This is a genomic window from Polynucleobacter finlandensis (assembly GCF_018881755.1).
Classification (GTDB): Bacteria; Pseudomonadota; Gammaproteobacteria; order Burkholderiales; family Burkholderiaceae; genus Polynucleobacter; species Polynucleobacter finlandensis.
The window spans coordinates 135,292-148,344 of the sequence record NZ_JACVPS010000002.1 but is presented as its reverse complement, the minus strand read 5'-3'; the positions used below and the strand labels follow the sequence as shown (position 1 = coordinate 148,344).

General features: G+C 46.9%; 16 protein-coding genes and 1 tRNA gene. 7 read left to right on the top strand and 10 right to left on the bottom strand.

What is annotated here, in order from left to right:
- The first annotated feature begins 4 nt into the window (after window positions 1-4).
- The 4 genes from ICN49_RS01405 to pth all read left to right on the top strand — a co-directional run bounded on the left by ICN49_RS01405 (window position 5) and on the right by pth (window position 2,574).
- Window positions 5-81, top strand: a tRNA-Gln gene (locus ICN49_RS01405).
- 74 nt (window positions 82-155) lie between these two features.
- Window positions 156-1,112 carry a ribose-phosphate pyrophosphokinase gene (locus tag ICN49_RS01400; protein WP_216164830.1) on the top strand — a complete coding sequence of 319 codons (957 nt, stop codon included), beginning with the start codon at window positions 156-158 and terminating at the stop codon, window positions 1,110-1,112.
- Window positions 1,113-1,248: 136 nt separating this feature from the next.
- Window positions 1,249-1,893, top strand: coding sequence for a 50S ribosomal protein L25/general stress protein Ctc (locus ICN49_RS01395; RefSeq protein ID WP_216164828.1), 645 nt, complete (start codon window positions 1,249-1,251; stop codon window positions 1,891-1,893).
- Window positions 1,894-1,983: 90 nt separating this feature from the next.
- The gene (pth, locus tag ICN49_RS01390; protein WP_216164825.1) at window positions 1,984-2,574 is read left to right on the top strand and encodes an aminoacyl-tRNA hydrolase; all 591 of its coding nucleotides are present in this window, start codon (window positions 1,984-1,986) and stop codon (window positions 2,572-2,574) included.
- Window positions 2,575-2,579: 5 nt separating this feature from the next.
- On the opposite strand, the gene ICN49_RS01385 is transcribed toward pth, so the two are convergent.
- From ICN49_RS01385 to ICN49_RS01365, 5 genes are read right to left on the bottom strand one after another with little or no spacing between them, the layout of a single operon-like run.
- Entirely contained in the window at window positions 2,580-2,846 is a 267-nt protein-coding gene (locus tag ICN49_RS01385; RefSeq protein ID WP_216164822.1) for a YfhL family 4Fe-4S dicluster ferredoxin, read from the bottom strand.
- A gap of 16 nt (window positions 2,847-2,862) precedes the next feature.
- Entirely contained in the window at window positions 2,863-3,360 is a 498-nt protein-coding gene (gene coaD, locus ICN49_RS01380) for a pantetheine-phosphate adenylyltransferase (protein ID WP_216164820.1), read from the bottom strand.
- 36 nt (window positions 3,361-3,396) lie between these two features.
- Window positions 3,397-3,999, bottom strand: a complete 603-nt coding sequence (gene rsmD, locus ICN49_RS01375; RefSeq protein WP_216164817.1) for a 16S rRNA (guanine(966)-N(2))-methyltransferase RsmD — start codon at window positions 3,997-3,999, stop codon at window positions 3,397-3,399.
- Between the two features lie 26 nt (window positions 4,000-4,025).
- Window positions 4,026-5,360 carry a M16 family metallopeptidase gene (locus tag ICN49_RS01370; protein ID WP_216164814.1) on the bottom strand — a complete coding sequence of 445 codons (1,335 nt, stop codon included), beginning with the start codon at window positions 5,358-5,360 and terminating at the stop codon, window positions 4,026-4,028.
- The gene (locus ICN49_RS01365) at window positions 5,360-6,742 is read right to left on the bottom strand and encodes a M16 family metallopeptidase (RefSeq protein ID WP_255535356.1); all 1,383 of its coding nucleotides are present in this window, start codon (window positions 6,740-6,742) and stop codon (window positions 5,360-5,362) included. The genes ICN49_RS01370 and ICN49_RS01365 overlap by 1 nt, the downstream gene beginning before the upstream one ends.
- 47 nt (window positions 6,743-6,789) lie before the next feature.
- Between ICN49_RS01365 and ftsY the strand changes: the two genes are divergently transcribed.
- Both ftsY and rpoH read left to right on the top strand, forming a co-directional pair.
- Window positions 6,790-7,680, top strand: a complete 891-nt coding sequence (gene ftsY, locus ICN49_RS01360; RefSeq protein ID WP_216164811.1) for a signal recognition particle-docking protein FtsY — start codon at window positions 6,790-6,792, stop codon at window positions 7,678-7,680.
- A gap of 124 nt (window positions 7,681-7,804) precedes the next feature.
- A complete protein-coding gene (gene rpoH, locus ICN49_RS01355) occupies window positions 7,805-8,710 on the top strand; it encodes an RNA polymerase sigma factor RpoH (protein WP_255535366.1) in 906 nt (301 codons plus the stop codon).
- Between the two features lie 18 nt (window positions 8,711-8,728).
- Here the strand turns inward: rpoH and ICN49_RS01350 are convergent, their stop codons facing one another.
- Genes ICN49_RS01350 through ICN49_RS01330 form a run of 5 tightly spaced genes read right to left on the bottom strand, consistent with a single transcriptional unit; the run spans window position 8,729 to window position 12,766 of the window.
- Complete coding sequence (locus tag ICN49_RS01350) at window positions 8,729-9,313, bottom strand: SCO family protein (RefSeq protein ID WP_216164805.1); 585 nt, start codon at window positions 9,311-9,313, stop codon at window positions 8,729-8,731.
- A gap of 7 nt (window positions 9,314-9,320) precedes the next feature.
- Window positions 9,321-10,214 (bottom strand): heme o synthase, encoded by an 894-nt coding sequence (gene cyoE, locus ICN49_RS01345; RefSeq protein WP_216164802.1) that lies wholly within the window; start codon window positions 10,212-10,214, stop codon window positions 9,321-9,323.
- Window positions 10,211-11,341: a COX15/CtaA family protein gene (locus tag ICN49_RS01340; RefSeq protein WP_216164798.1), complete on the bottom strand. Its 1,131-nt coding sequence runs from the start codon at window positions 11,339-11,341 to the stop codon at window positions 10,211-10,213. The genes cyoE and ICN49_RS01340 overlap by 4 nt, the downstream gene beginning before the upstream one ends.
- Complete coding sequence (locus ICN49_RS01335; protein ID WP_216164796.1) at window positions 11,338-11,994, bottom strand: redox-active disulfide-containing membrane protein; 657 nt, start codon at window positions 11,992-11,994, stop codon at window positions 11,338-11,340. The genes ICN49_RS01340 and ICN49_RS01335 overlap by 4 nt, the downstream gene beginning before the upstream one ends.
- Window positions 11,987-12,766 carry an SURF1 family protein gene (locus ICN49_RS01330; RefSeq protein ID WP_255535355.1) on the bottom strand — a complete coding sequence of 260 codons (780 nt, stop codon included), beginning with the start codon at window positions 12,764-12,766 and terminating at the stop codon, window positions 11,987-11,989. Before ICN49_RS01330 ends, ICN49_RS01335 begins: the two co-directional genes overlap by 8 nt.
- Window positions 12,767-12,779: 13 nt before the next feature.
- Between ICN49_RS01330 and ICN49_RS01325 the strand changes: the two genes are divergently transcribed.
- Window positions 12,780-12,992, top strand: coding sequence for a twin transmembrane helix small protein (locus ICN49_RS01325; RefSeq protein WP_216164793.1), 213 nt, complete (start codon window positions 12,780-12,782; stop codon window positions 12,990-12,992).
- Window positions 12,993-13,053: the final 61 nt, after the last annotated feature.

The window sequence follows — 13,053 nt, the reverse complement described above, 5'->3', positions numbered from 1 at the left end:
CTGTAGGGGAATCGCCAAGCTGGTTAAGGCACTGGATTTTGATTCCAGCATGCGAAGGTTCGAATCCTTCTTCCCCTGCCAACAACTGTAGATGCGACTAAAAGACACCCATTCGACCCACACCAAAAATTCTCAAATAGCCCATGTCCGCTCCTATGAACGCTGATTTACTGACTCTATTCACCGGTAATGCAAATCCCGTTTTAGCTCAAGCTGTCGCTAAAGAACTCAATCTTCCCCTCGGAAAGGCCTTTGTTGGTCGCTTCTCAGATGGCGAAATTCAGGTTGAAATTCAGGAAAACGTCCGGGGTAAAAACGTTGTTGTAATTCAGTCGACCTGCGCGCCGACGAATGACAATTTGATGGAATTAATGATCATGATTGATGCCCTGAAACGAGCATCAGCAAGTCACATAACCGCAGTGATCCCTTACTTCGGATATGCTAGGCAAGACCGTCGCCCACGCTCAGCACGCGTTGCTATCTCCGCCAGAATCATTGCCAACATGCTCCAATCGGTTGCTGGAATTGAGCGGGTTTTGACCATGGATCTGCATGCAGACCAAATTCAGGGCTTCTTTGATATTCCGGTAGACAACATCTATGCCTCACCAGTTTTACTGGCTGACCTAGAGGCACAGAAGGCTAAGAAGGATCTCATCATTGTTTCCCCAGATATCGGTGGCGTTGTACGCGCCCGCGCCATGGCGAAGCAATTGGGTACCGATTTGGCAATTATTGATAAACGTCGTCCTAAAGCGAACGTTTCTGAAGTGATGCACCTCATTGGTGAAGTAGAAGGTCGCCATTGCGTGATCATGGATGACATCATTGATACTGGTGGCACGCTTTGTAAGGCCGCTGAGGCGCTTAAAGCACGTGGTGCTAAGGGTGTTACGGCTTACTGTACCCACGCAGTGCTATCAGGCGGTGCTGTGGCTCGAATTGCTGCTTCGGAATTAGATGAACTCGTCGTTACCGATACCATTCCTTTGACTCCAGAAGCCATGAAAGTGGGCAAAATTCGTCAACTGAGCGTTGCCCCCATACTGGCTGAAACCCTTTCCCGTATTAGCAAGGGTGATTCCGTGATGTCGATGTTTGCTGAATAAGCTAAAAATAGCGGTTTCACCCCCATTTTTAGCAGTTTTTAGCCCTAAGTAGGCAAAAACACTCAATCCCACGATATAATCGAAGGCTTTTCTGTTTGGTCGCGAACGGAAATTAACCTTAATTTGGGAATTCAATATGAAAGTAGTAGCCTTTGAAAGAAGCGTACAGGGAACGGGTGCGAGCCGCCGTCTGCGCAACTCCGGTAAAACTCCGGGAATTATCTACGGTAGCAAAAATCCAGCTGTAGCAATTGAGTTGGACCACAACGCTCTGTTCCATGCTCTCCGCAAGGAAGCGTTTCACTCGTCAATCCTCGATCTCGAAATCGACGGCAAAGCACAGAAAGTGTTGTTGCGCGATTATCAGATGCATCCATTCAAGCCTTTGGTTTTGCACATTGACTTCCAGCGCGTATCTGCGACTGAGAAAGTTCATATGCGCGTTCCATTGCACTTCATTAATGCTGAAAATTCAAATGCAGTGAAGTTGCAAGGCGCAGTTGTAAGTCACATCACAACTGAAATTGAAGTTTCCTGCTTGCCAGCAGACTTGCCAGAGTTTATCGAAGTAGACTTAGGCGGCATTGAAGTTGGCGGCCATGGCATTCACGCTAAAGACCTGACATTACCAAAAGGTGTTTCTTTGGTATTGCATGTTGAGCAAGAAAACCCAGTATTGGCTAATGCACGTATCCCAGCAGTTAAAGCTGCTGATACTGAAGTTGCTCCAGCTGCAGCCGCTGCTGCTCCAGCTGCCGATGCTGCAAAAGATAAGGCTTAATGATTTAAGCTGCATTTTATGCAAACGAGAAGGCCCGCTTAATCGCGGGTTTTCTTTTTTGTAGAAAAGCTTTTATCCTTAGCCCACATCATGACTAAATTAATCGTTGGCCTGGGTAATCCAGGGGAAGAGCACCAAGAAGATCGACACAATGCCGGCTTCTGGTTTGTTGACGCCTTAGCAAAGCAATTAGGCGTCCGCTTTGAAGCTGAAAAGCGCTTTCATGGAAAAGTGGCTAAGGCTAAATGGGCAGGGGAAGACCTCTTCTTACTAAAGCCTACTACCTACATGAATCTAAGTGGTCAGGCTGTAGGCGCGCTTTGTCGCTTTCATAAAATGTTGCCTCAAGAGATTTTGGTAGTTCAAGATGAGCTCGACCTTAAGCCAGGCACGGCTCGCATCAAGCTGGGCGGCGGGACGGGTGGTCACAACGGCCTTAAAGACATTCAGGCACACCTTGGTACGCCGGAGTACTGGCGTCTACGCCTTGGCATCGGTCATCCACGCGATTTAGCTGGTGATGGACGGGTAATGGATGTGGCTGACTATGTTTTGAGAAGGCCCTTACTCGTAGAGCAAAAACTCATTGAGAGCAGCATTGAAAATGGCTTGCAAATTCTGCCGCTATTTCTCAAAGGTGATTCTCAAACGGCTATGTTGGAATTGCACTCCAAGGGCTAAGAGGCTTAAGCTATTTTTGCCTTGGCGGCTGCAGTTAACAATCTGTACTTAGCCATTAGCTGATCTGGTGATTCTGTGTAACTGGGATTAAATGGAATGCAATCGACTGGGCACACTTGACGGCATTGAGGGGCGTCGTAATGCCCCACGCATTCAGTGCACTTATCGGGATCAATTTCGTAAATTTCCAGCCCCATGTAAATGGCATCATTAGGGCATTCTGGCTCGCACACATCACAGTTGATGCACTCGTCCGTAATCATTAAGGCCATGATTTAGCTATTGGCCTTACTCTTTAACTTGATTGGCGGCAGCAATCTTTTTATCTAACCACTTCTCGACCGATGGGAAAACAAACTTGCTCACATCGCCACCCATTGATGCAATCTCACGCACAAAGGTACCAGAAATAAATTGATACTGATCAGATGGCGTTAGGAACAAAGTTTCCACATCAGGCAGTAGATAGCGATTCATACCCGCCATTTGAAACTCATACTCAAAGTCAGAGACAGCACGTAAACCACGCACGATAACGCGAGCGTTGTACTCACGCGCAAAATCTTTTAACAGGCCAGTAAAGCCAACAATTTTGACGTTGGGGTAGTGACCAAGCACTTCCTTGGCGATTGCGATACGCTCATCTAAAGTAAAGAATGGGCGCTTACTGCGGCTATCCGCAACGCCCACAATCAATTCACCAAAAATACTAGACGCACGACGAACCAGATCTTCGTGTCCACGCGTAAAGGGATCAAATGTTCCAGGGTATACAGCAACAGTCATAACGCTCCTAAGGCTTTATCAGCTACAGGCAAGAGTTTAGCCCCTTCTGCTGCGAAATAGACAAGCTTTTACCTGTCCAGCCTCTAAGTATTTTCCACAATGCCAGTCTGGCAATAGGGCTTCTATTTCCCTAAGAGTCCGGCTAGAGGGAAATTCAATGTAAATACCACCTCCAGAGCTGTCATCACAAATACGACCGGCTTGTATGACCGCTTTATCGAGCAAAGCCGCTTCCTGAAAAGGCGGGTCGATAAAAATCAAATGGCTTGAAAGATTTGGTTGCTGACTTAAGAACTCCAAACTGTCTTGATGCAATATCTCGACTAAGCCTGATGCAGGTGAAGATTGAAGTAGTTTGAAGGTGGCTAATAAATTTGCATGGGCTTTTTTATCTCGCTCGATCAATACCACTAGCTCTGCATCTCTTGAAGCCGCCTCAAAACCCAATGCTCCAGTACCAGCAAATAAATCCAAACAACGCAAACCTGTTAGATCTTGGCCTAACCAATTAAATAAAGTTTCACGAATGCGATCTGTGCTTGGGCGCAGCCCAGGCAAATCCATAACCGATAACAAACGACTGCGCCAAGTCCCGCCAATAATGCGAATCTTCTTGGGGAGCTCTGAACGCTGACCCATAGTGGCAGTCTTATTTGCGGATTTCTTTATTTGGATGCTCCCAATACGACAATCTTCATACGATCCATCGCAAGGTACTTCTGAAAGGCGGCACTCACTTGCTCTAAGGTCACTGCATCCACTTTAGTCGTCCAAGTTTCCAGCGTATCTAAAGGCAAATCGTTCCAGGCAATAGAGGAAACGTTATCAAGTAATTTACGATTGTTATCAATCCGCAACGGGAAACCATTTACTAAATTGGCTTTAGCAGCTTGTAGCTCAGAGGGTGTAGCTCCATTTGCAATGAAATTAGCAATGGTTGAATTCATCACCTCAAGCGCTAAGGTCGCTTGATCACCCTTCGTTTGCAAGCCCGCTTGAAAAATGCCAGTGTCCTTGCCAGGCGCAAAATAACTGAAGACGCTATAGGCCAAGCCGCGTTTCTCTCTTACTTCAGACATCAGTCGTGACACAAATCCCCCACCACCTAAGATGTAGTTACCAACAATCAGCGGGAAGTAGTCTGGATTACTTCGCGTAATGGCAGTCATACCCATGGCGATATGGGCTTGCTGAGAATCAAACGGAATATATATTTGACGGCTAGCTAGAGGCTCAATCGGTGAACGTTCAAACTGTTGAAGAGCTGGAATAGCCGCCCCTGATTGCGGCACATTCTTTAGTAAGACTTCCACGATCTCGTTAGCTTCCGCTGGGCTCACATCGCCAACAATACTCACAATGATGCGATCGCCGCGATAAAACTGTTGATGAAATCTTGCTAAATCAGAAACGCTTACTGAGCCAACCGATTTGACAGAAGGTGATTCGCTCAGCGGATAATTCCCATAAACCGATTTTCTGAAACGGCGCTCAAGCACTGATTCAGGCTTCGTTTCTGCTTCAAGCAAACCGGTAATAGCGCGCTGTTTCTCACGTTCTAATATTTTGGCATCGTATGTTGGCGCACTGAGCATCGCTGATGCCAATTGCACGGCGCGATCACGCAGATCTTTGCGGCTCAGACTCCGAATCCGAATCACGGCGCGCTCACCCCCAACCGATATGCCAAAGTTAGCACCTAAGTCAGCGATTTCATCGGCAATTTGCGCTTCGCTTAAAGCGCCCTTTGATGATCTGGCACCATAGTTCATCAACTCTGCGGTCATGGACGCAAGTCCACTCTTGCCAGTCGGATCGAAGCGGTCGCCCGCATCAATACTGATCTCGATATCCAGCATGGGCAAGGCCTGAGTTTGGACTAAATAGGCCTTGGCACCTTTAACTGAATCGAGTTTCTCAATCGGCAAAATAGCTTGGGCAGATTGCAACAATCCAAATACAAAAATGATTACGCAGCAAGATTGTTTGATGAGTCTCATTATTTGCCCTCCTTCACTACTGACTTACGGGCTTGAGGATCCAACACGGCAATTGTTAGGCTTTCGTCTAGGAGATATTTTTTTGTTACCGCTTGTACCTGCTCTGGGGTAATGGTCTGCATCTTTTCCAACATGGGATCAATATCGCGCCACGAAAAGCCAGCCATCTCCATGCCGCCAATTTCCATTGCCTGACCAAAAATAGAGTCACGCTTGTAAATTTGGCTTGATAGTAATCGGACTTTAATACGCTTGAGCTCAGAATCCAAAACGCCTTTTTGTACAATCTCATTTAAGACTCTGCGAATACTGGCTTCTGCTTGTGCAACAGTTTTGCCTTTTGCCAAGCTTGCGTTGATCTGGAATAACTCTGGTCCACGAGAAATCATGTCATACGAAACACCTACATCATTGACTACGCGCTCTTGTTTAACCATGACGCGATTTAAACGCGCATTATCGTAACCATCCAAGACAGCTGATAGCAGCTCTAGTGCATAGGGCTCAACATCGTCTTGCGCTCCCACTTGTAAACGCGGCACCTTCCAAGCCATTGCCAACTGGGGGCTATCTGCAGGCGCCTTCACCTCAACATGTTTAATACCCTTTTGCACAGGCTCAATTTGAGGTTTACGCACTGGTAATTCATGGGCAGATATCACGCCATAATATTTTTCTACTGCCTGCCTAGTTTGCTCTGGGTCAACATCGCCGCTGATCACTACAGTCGCATTGTTTGGAGCATACCAACTGCGATACCAATCACGCGCATCTGTAGCCTTCATGTTTTCTAAATCATTCATCCAACCCACCACGGGGTGCCGATAAGGCGAACTCATAAAAGCAGTAGCCATCAGCGATTCATTTAAGAGGCTGTTGGGATTGTCTTCTGTCCGTAAACGACGCTCTTCCATTACAACCTGAATTTCTTTTAAGAACTCTGCATCATCAAAATTCAGGTTAGACATGCGATCTGCCTCAAGCTTCATCACCTCGTTGAGCTTTGATTTTTCCACTTGCTGAAAATACGCCGTGTAATCACGAGAGGTAAAAGCATTTTCACGTCCGCCCAGCGCAGCAACTAGACGAGAAAATTCTCCAGCTTTTACTTTCTCCGTACCCTTAAACATCATGTGCTCTAGTACGTGCGCCACTCCAGTGCGCCCATTCATTTCATCCATTGAGCCAGCACGGTACCAAACCATATGGGCAACGGTAGGCGCACGGTGATCTTCTTGAACGATGAGCTTGAGCCCATTGGCAAACTGATATTCATGGGTATTACTTGATTGGCCGGCCGGGGCTGCCCAAGCATATTGGGAGCAGGTGATCAATAAGAAGAAAAATTGCAACAAAATAGAGCGCATCTGTGAGTTCACCATATTCTTAGATTAAATTGATAAGATGCATGTTTTAAATTGTATCGACTATGTTCGGCCTACGTAAAACCCTCGGATCCCTTTTCAAATCAACTCAGACTGATGAAGCCTGGTTTGATACTTTAGAAGACTCCCTCATTCAAAGTGATGTTGGGTTGCCTACGACTGAGCAATTAATTGCTAAGTTACGTAAGGCTGCCAAATCAGAAAAAGCCTCCAGCCCAGAAGCGCTGCAAGCCTTACTGATTCAAGAAGTTACTGTATTGCTTGGCGCCCTAGAGCCTTCACCCAATCCCCTCTATACCCGTAATCCTGCAACGATTCCTGAAGTATGGCTGGTGGTTGGCGTCAATGGTGCAGGTAAAACCACTACCATTGGCAAGCTCTGCCGCCTCTTCCAGTCACAAGGCAAGTCGGTATTACTCGCCGCTGGTGATACCTTCCGCGCCGCTGCTCGCAACCAGCTTCAAGAATGGGGTGGGCGCAATCAAGTGGATGTGATTTCCCAAGAGGGTGGTGATGCTGCCGCGGTAGCCCATGATGCAATCCATGCGGCCATCTCTCGCAAGAGCGACATTCTGATTATTGACACCGCTGGACGCCTTGCTACACAAGATCACTTGATGGAAGAACTCAAAAAGGTGAAACGCGTCATTGGCAAGGCCCTTCCTGGGGCCCCTCACCAGACTTTGCTGGTACTTGATGGCAATACTGGTCAAAATGGCTTAAGCCAGGTAAAAGCCTTTCATGGGGCTCTGGGGCTTACCGGAATCATTGTCACTAAATTGGATGGCACTGCTAAAGGCGGCGTCATCTGTGCTCTGGCCTATACCCTTCAGGATGGGCCAAAACCGGCTGTTTTAGCCCTTGGCAAAGGCGAGGGAATTGATGACTTAGTAGCCTTCACGGCTAGTCAGTATTCATCGGAATTATTCAATTAAATCATAGGCTTATGGATCTAAAAAACCATTAGCACTCGCTTGACAAGAGTGCTAAAATAGAACTCTATCAACACCTGCAATTTACTAAAAGAAAATGATTCAAAAGAAAGCAAATAAACCGCTAATGCAAGCAAGGCAAACACTGCCAGCAGTGCACACTGCTGCGGCTATGTCTGCCTTTCCGGTTCTGCCATCTCTTGGGGTTGGTACGCTCGATTCGTATATCTCATACGTTAATCGCGTGCCGATGCTCAGCGCTGCGGAAGAGTTACATCTTGCGCAAGAATTTCGTCGTACTGAAAATGTTGATGCTGCGAGAACTTTAGTGCTCTCACATCTGCGTCTCGTCGTATCTGTAGCCCGTCAATATTTAGGCTATGGCATTCCACATGCCGACCTTATTCAAGAAGGTAACGTTGGTTTGATGAAGGCCGTAAAACGCTATGACCCAAGCCAAGGTGCCCGCTTAGTCTCTTATGCAATTCATTGGATTAAAGCCGAGATTCATGAGTACATTCTTAAGAACTGGCGTCTTGTCAAAGTAGCCACCACTAAAGCACAACGTAAATTATTCTTTAATCTACGCAGCAATAAACCTACTCTGAGCGCATTAACGCCAAGCGAAGTTGAAGCTTTAGCAAAAGCACTCGACGTCAAAGGTTCTGATGTTAAAGAAATGGAAATGCGTCTTGCTGGCGGTGACGTTGCCTTAGAGGGTGACGATAACGATGATGAATCTGCTTATGCGCCGATTCAGTGGCTAGCCGACAATACGCAAGAGCCAACAGCAATGATGGCTGCTGCTGAGACAGATACATTGCAGGGCCCTAAGTTAGATCAAGCGCTCATGGCTTTAGATGAGCGTAGCCGTAACATTGTTCAATCTCGCTGGTTGGCAATGGATGCGGAAGGCAATGGCACAAAAACATTGCATGATCTTGCTAGTGAATATGGCATCTCAGCAGAGCGTGTTCGCCAAATTGAGACCTCTGCCCTCAAAAAAATGCGCGGCCTGCTGCAAGCAGCCTAAGCGCTTCTCCCTACCGCCCTACTTTAGTAACTCTTTCAAGTCATGTGCCAAGGTCTCTGGACCTTGTGCATGTTTGATATACAGGCGAAGATGTCCGTCTGGATCGAACGCATAGCTGCCTGCTGTGTGATCCATAGTGTATGAACCAGGACTGGTTCCTGGAACCTTCTTGTAGTAAATCTTGAAGTCTTTTGTCACCTGCTCCAATGCCGCTTGATCCGCTGGTCGCAAGCCCAAGAAACGGAGATCAAAAGCGGGAACATATTGCTTCAAAATAGCCGCTGTATCACGCGCAGGGTCAATAGTAACAAAGAGCACCTGTACCTTATCAGCCTGAGGACCCATGAGGGTCATGACCTGCTGCATTTCCGTTAGGGTTGTTGGGCAGACATCAGGACATTGGGTATAACCAAAGAACATCACCACCACCTTGCCTTTGAAGTCGGCTAAAGTTCTCGTTTTGCCATCTGGATCAAGCAAGCCAAAGTCTTTTCCAAAAGCAGTGCTGCCAGTAATGTCGACATTCTTAAATTCAGGCTTTTGACTGCAAGCAGCCAAGGCCAGGAATAGCGCAACAAGTAAACATGATCTGATGAAATTCATAGTGATCTCACATGAAATAGTGATCTATTAACAGCGCTGCGAATAAGAGCGATAAATAGGTAATTGAAAAGCGGAAAGTTTTCTTAGCTAATGCATCGCTGTAAGAAATAAATAGTGCAATAACATATGCCAAAAATAGCAGGCCCAAGATGAGCGCTGAGATCAAATAGACCACACCACTCATGCCGTAGATATAGGGAAGTAAAGTAGCCGCAATCAATATTAAGGTGTAGAGCAAGATATTGAGCAGGGTAAAGCGCTCGCCGTGGGTCACGGGCAGCATCGGTAGGCCAGATTGAACATAGTCATCACGCCGGTATAAAGCCAAAGCCCAGAAGTGCGGAGGAGTCCAAACGAAAATAATCAGGACCAACAGCCATGCCTCTGCAGATAGCGTATTGGTCACAGCAGCCCAACCAAGTGCAGGAGGCATTGCGCCTGATAAACCGCCAATCACAATGTTCTGAGGGGTTGCAGGCTTTAGTAGCCAGGTATAGATCACTGCATAACCAACAAAGGTAGCTAAAGTCAGCCACATCGTCAATGGGTTGCAGAAGTTCCACAAAATAATCATCCCCAAGGTACCGAGCACGATTGAGAAAATCACAATGCTGAAAGGAGTGACTTCGCCGGTCGCAGATGGGCGCCAGGCTGTTCTTTTCATCTTGGCATCGACCGCTTGTTCGATCAAACAGTTCACGGCAAACGCTGCACCAGCCAATAACCAAATACCGACAATCCCACCAATCAATATTGGGTAAGGAACCATTCCAGGCGTTGCCAAGAACATACCAATTACGGCACAAAATACCGCTAACTGAGTGACGCGGGGCTTAGTTAATACCCAGTACTGACGCCAGCGGGGCATTACTGTGGGTGTGGATGATTGCGGGCTGCTCATATCAATTTAGCGATCTTCATTTGAATGGGTGACTTCCACGAGGCCCAGTAAGTCATACGGACTAAACAGAATACCAAAGCGGCCGATCCACCTGTATGCATTAAGGCAGCCAATAAGGGCCATTGGAAAACAACGTTCGATATTCCAGTGAGAACTTGCAGGATTAAAAGTGCAAATAGTAATTTGGCTAGCTTCCTGACTTGAGGCAATACGCTAGTGGCTAAACCGGATGCGTTGAAAGCCAAAAAGGAAAGGGTTATTAATACGAGCACAGCAAAAACACGATGCGCCCAATGAATTGCTTGCAAGGAGGCAGGGGAAACATATTCGCCTACAGCATTACGTCCCAGCTCCCTCCACAAGGTAAAGCCTTCCTGCCAATTTGCTTCGGGCCATAAAGCACCAAGACAGGTTGGAAAATCTGGGCAGGCTAAGACTGCGTAATTGGTACTCACCCAGGCGCCTAAGAAGATCTGCATTGTCAGCACCACAAATGCGATAGTGAGCAATGTTGCAGAGATTGGCTTGCTGCGCAGCTCAAGAATCTTGGATTCTTTTTCTTGCCAGTTCTGTTGCGCATAAGCAGTGAGTGATACAAGCAATACCAAGGCCAACATCAAGTGAATGGTGACAATAATGGGTTGAAGTTTCATGGTCACTGTCCAAGCACCAAATGCACCTTGAATACAAACTAGCACTAGCAAAGCCAGACTTCCGAGAAGCGGTTTCTTGCCCAAGCTGTTCATCTTACTAAGTGCCAAGCCCAGCTGAACCAGGATCAATGCACCAACCGTCATCGCCAGATAACGGTGAATCATTTCAATCCAAGCCTTCATCACTGTGACAGGCCCATCTGGCAAGGTCGACTGTGCCATTTGAATATCACCAATCGCATGCCATGGATTGGAGGTGCCATAGCAACCAGGCCAATCCGGGCACCCTAAGCCAGAATCAGTTAGGCGAGTAAATGCGCCAAATACAATTAGATCAAACGTCATAAAGACCAAAATCCAATTGAGTTTTGTGAAAAAACGATAGCCAGGCCTTGTCCATAGATAAGCCAAAGGTAAGCCTGCAAAAATAATTGCAATCGTTGCTAGCTCCAGGAATAAAGCCAACTGACTCATTGCAAACTTTCACCCTTGTGATTGAGGCGCAACAATTTTTCCAAATCTTTTTTAATGTTGGCGAACTCTTTAGATGAATTTGTAACGGGGAAATACATCATTTTTGCCGGACTAGGATCTACTAGCTGAATCGCTTTTCCAGCACCTTCGCGATCTAACCATGCCTGAAACTCGGCTTTAAGCTTTGGATCAGACGGAAGATTAACCACCTTAAGGCCTGCTGTCTTTTCATCATAGGCAAGAGCGACTTCAGGGTCCACTGGCTTGCCGTCAAGATTCACCCAAAGCAATTGCACGCGCCCACTCTCTCTGCCCATCGCAACACGCAATTGCCTCATCAAAAATAGCGCCTCAATGCAGGACTCATTCTTGATCTGGCAATCACCAGCAGGACGAGCAACTAATAAGGTCCACTTACCCTTCAAAGGAACGCTGAACCACGCCTCATTTGCATCCTGTGCGGGCTGAACTAAAACCCCAAAGTTGGTTTTTCCACCTTCAGGCTTAATCACGTAATAGGCAAAATAAGAGGCAATCACCGGGGCAGCACAAGCCAGTAAAAGAAATAGCATTTGCATTCTGCCGCGACGTGTTCGCGTATCAATCGCTACAGAATCTGCCGATGCTGGTATTAACAACTCTTTATCACTCACTTTGATCCCCATGCTTTCGCTGCTGGATTAATCCACTAATCAGCCAAAATAAAAAACCGCTTAAAGCCAATGCAAACCACTGAAAGGCATAAGCATAATGGCGATCGACTCCTGTTGTCAGTGGTGCCCATTCACGCAATAGGCCATCTTCTACACCCACCTCATTCTCACGCAATATAAAAGGGCTCTGCTCCCAGTGATGGAGCTGTCCTTCACGCTCTAATTCAAAATTTTGCTCTATCCGGGGCGCTCCAATAGCCGCATCACCTGTCTTTTTCCCAAGCTCATAAACTTTTCCTGGGTGCGCAAATACAATGCCCTCAATCGATACTAGACCTTCCCGAGTCTTCACTAAAGGTAATGTCTCGCGATCTTCATTATTACGTGGAGCCCAGCCTCGATTGACCCACAGAATGCGATCAACCCCTTCAAGCTTTAGGGGCATCATCAACAAGAATCCTGATTGCGCGGCATTAGCGACCCCACCAGCAGGTAAAGGACGTGGGCGGTTATCTAGCCAAACTGATGCTTGTGGAAGGTAGATGCCACGCGCAATCATCCTGCGCTGATTTGCCTCCTCTAAACCCCAATCTTGAGTATTGGCATTCAGAATAGTCATTTGCTGTCTAGCGGCCAAGTGCTCGGCTAGAGCAATCTTTTCATTAGCACGACTGAGTTGCCAAAAGCCAGCCGCACAACCAATTACCACTACCAGCAGGGCTGATACAGTAGCAACTATGCGCTTAGTAACTAGGCTATAAAAAATATTCAACGAGGATTTAAAAATGAAGTGGATTATTCCGATTGCATTACTAATGATTGTTGCAAGCTTAGGATCGGCGCTCTATTACATGATGAAGGGCAAGGGCAATAGCTCGAAAATGGTTCATTCACTCATGCTCCGCATTGGGCTTTCGATTGCTTTGTTTATTGGCATTTTGCTGGCCCACTACTTTGGCTATATCGAAGCAACCGGCATACGCGTTGGAGTGAATTAAAGAGCTTTAAACCAAACCCGCACAAACAAAAACAAATCGGGGCTTTACGCCCCGATTTACT

What these genes read in the sequence shown, in the direction of transcription:
- ICN49_RS01400 (WP_216164830.1), top strand. Translation starts at nt 156, where the DNA reads ATGAACGCTGATTTACTGACTCTATTCACCGGTAATGCAAATCCCGTT.
- ICN49_RS01395 (WP_216164828.1), top strand. Translation starts at nt 1,249, where the DNA reads ATGAAAGTAGTAGCCTTTGAAAGAAGCGTACAGGGAACGGGTGCGAGC.
- pth (WP_216164825.1), top strand. Translation starts at nt 1,984, where the DNA reads ATGACTAAATTAATCGTTGGCCTGGGTAATCCAGGGGAAGAGCACCAA.
- ICN49_RS01385 (WP_216164822.1), bottom strand. Translation starts at nt 2,846, where the DNA reads ATGGCCTTAATGATTACGGACGAGTGCATCAACTGTGATGTGTGCGAG.
- coaD (WP_216164820.1), bottom strand. Translation starts at nt 3,360, where the DNA reads ATGACTGTTGCTGTATACCCTGGAACATTTGATCCCTTTACGCGTGGA.
- rsmD (WP_216164817.1), bottom strand. Translation starts at nt 3,999, where the DNA reads ATGGGTCAGCGTTCAGAGCTCCCCAAGAAGATTCGCATTATTGGCGGG.
- ICN49_RS01370 (WP_216164814.1), bottom strand. Translation starts at nt 5,360, where the DNA reads ATGAGACTCATCAAACAATCTTGCTGCGTAATCATTTTTGTATTTGGA.
- ICN49_RS01365 (WP_255535356.1), bottom strand. Translation starts at nt 6,742, where the DNA reads ATGGTGAACTCACAGATGCGCTCTATTTTGTTGCAATTTTTCTTCTTA.
- ftsY (WP_216164811.1), top strand. Translation starts at nt 6,790, where the DNA reads ATGTTCGGCCTACGTAAAACCCTCGGATCCCTTTTCAAATCAACTCAG.
- rpoH (WP_255535366.1), top strand. Translation starts at nt 7,805, where the DNA reads ATGCAAGCAAGGCAAACACTGCCAGCAGTGCACACTGCTGCGGCTATG.
- ICN49_RS01350 (WP_216164805.1), bottom strand. Translation starts at nt 9,313, where the DNA reads ATGAATTTCATCAGATCATGTTTACTTGTTGCGCTATTCCTGGCCTTG.
- cyoE (WP_216164802.1), bottom strand. Translation starts at nt 10,214, where the DNA reads ATGAGCAGCCCGCAATCATCCACACCCACAGTAATGCCCCGCTGGCGT.
- ICN49_RS01340 (WP_216164798.1), bottom strand. Translation starts at nt 11,341, where the DNA reads ATGAGTCAGTTGGCTTTATTCCTGGAGCTAGCAACGATTGCAATTATT.
- ICN49_RS01325 (WP_216164793.1), top strand. Translation starts at nt 12,780, where the DNA reads ATGAAGTGGATTATTCCGATTGCATTACTAATGATTGTTGCAAGCTTA.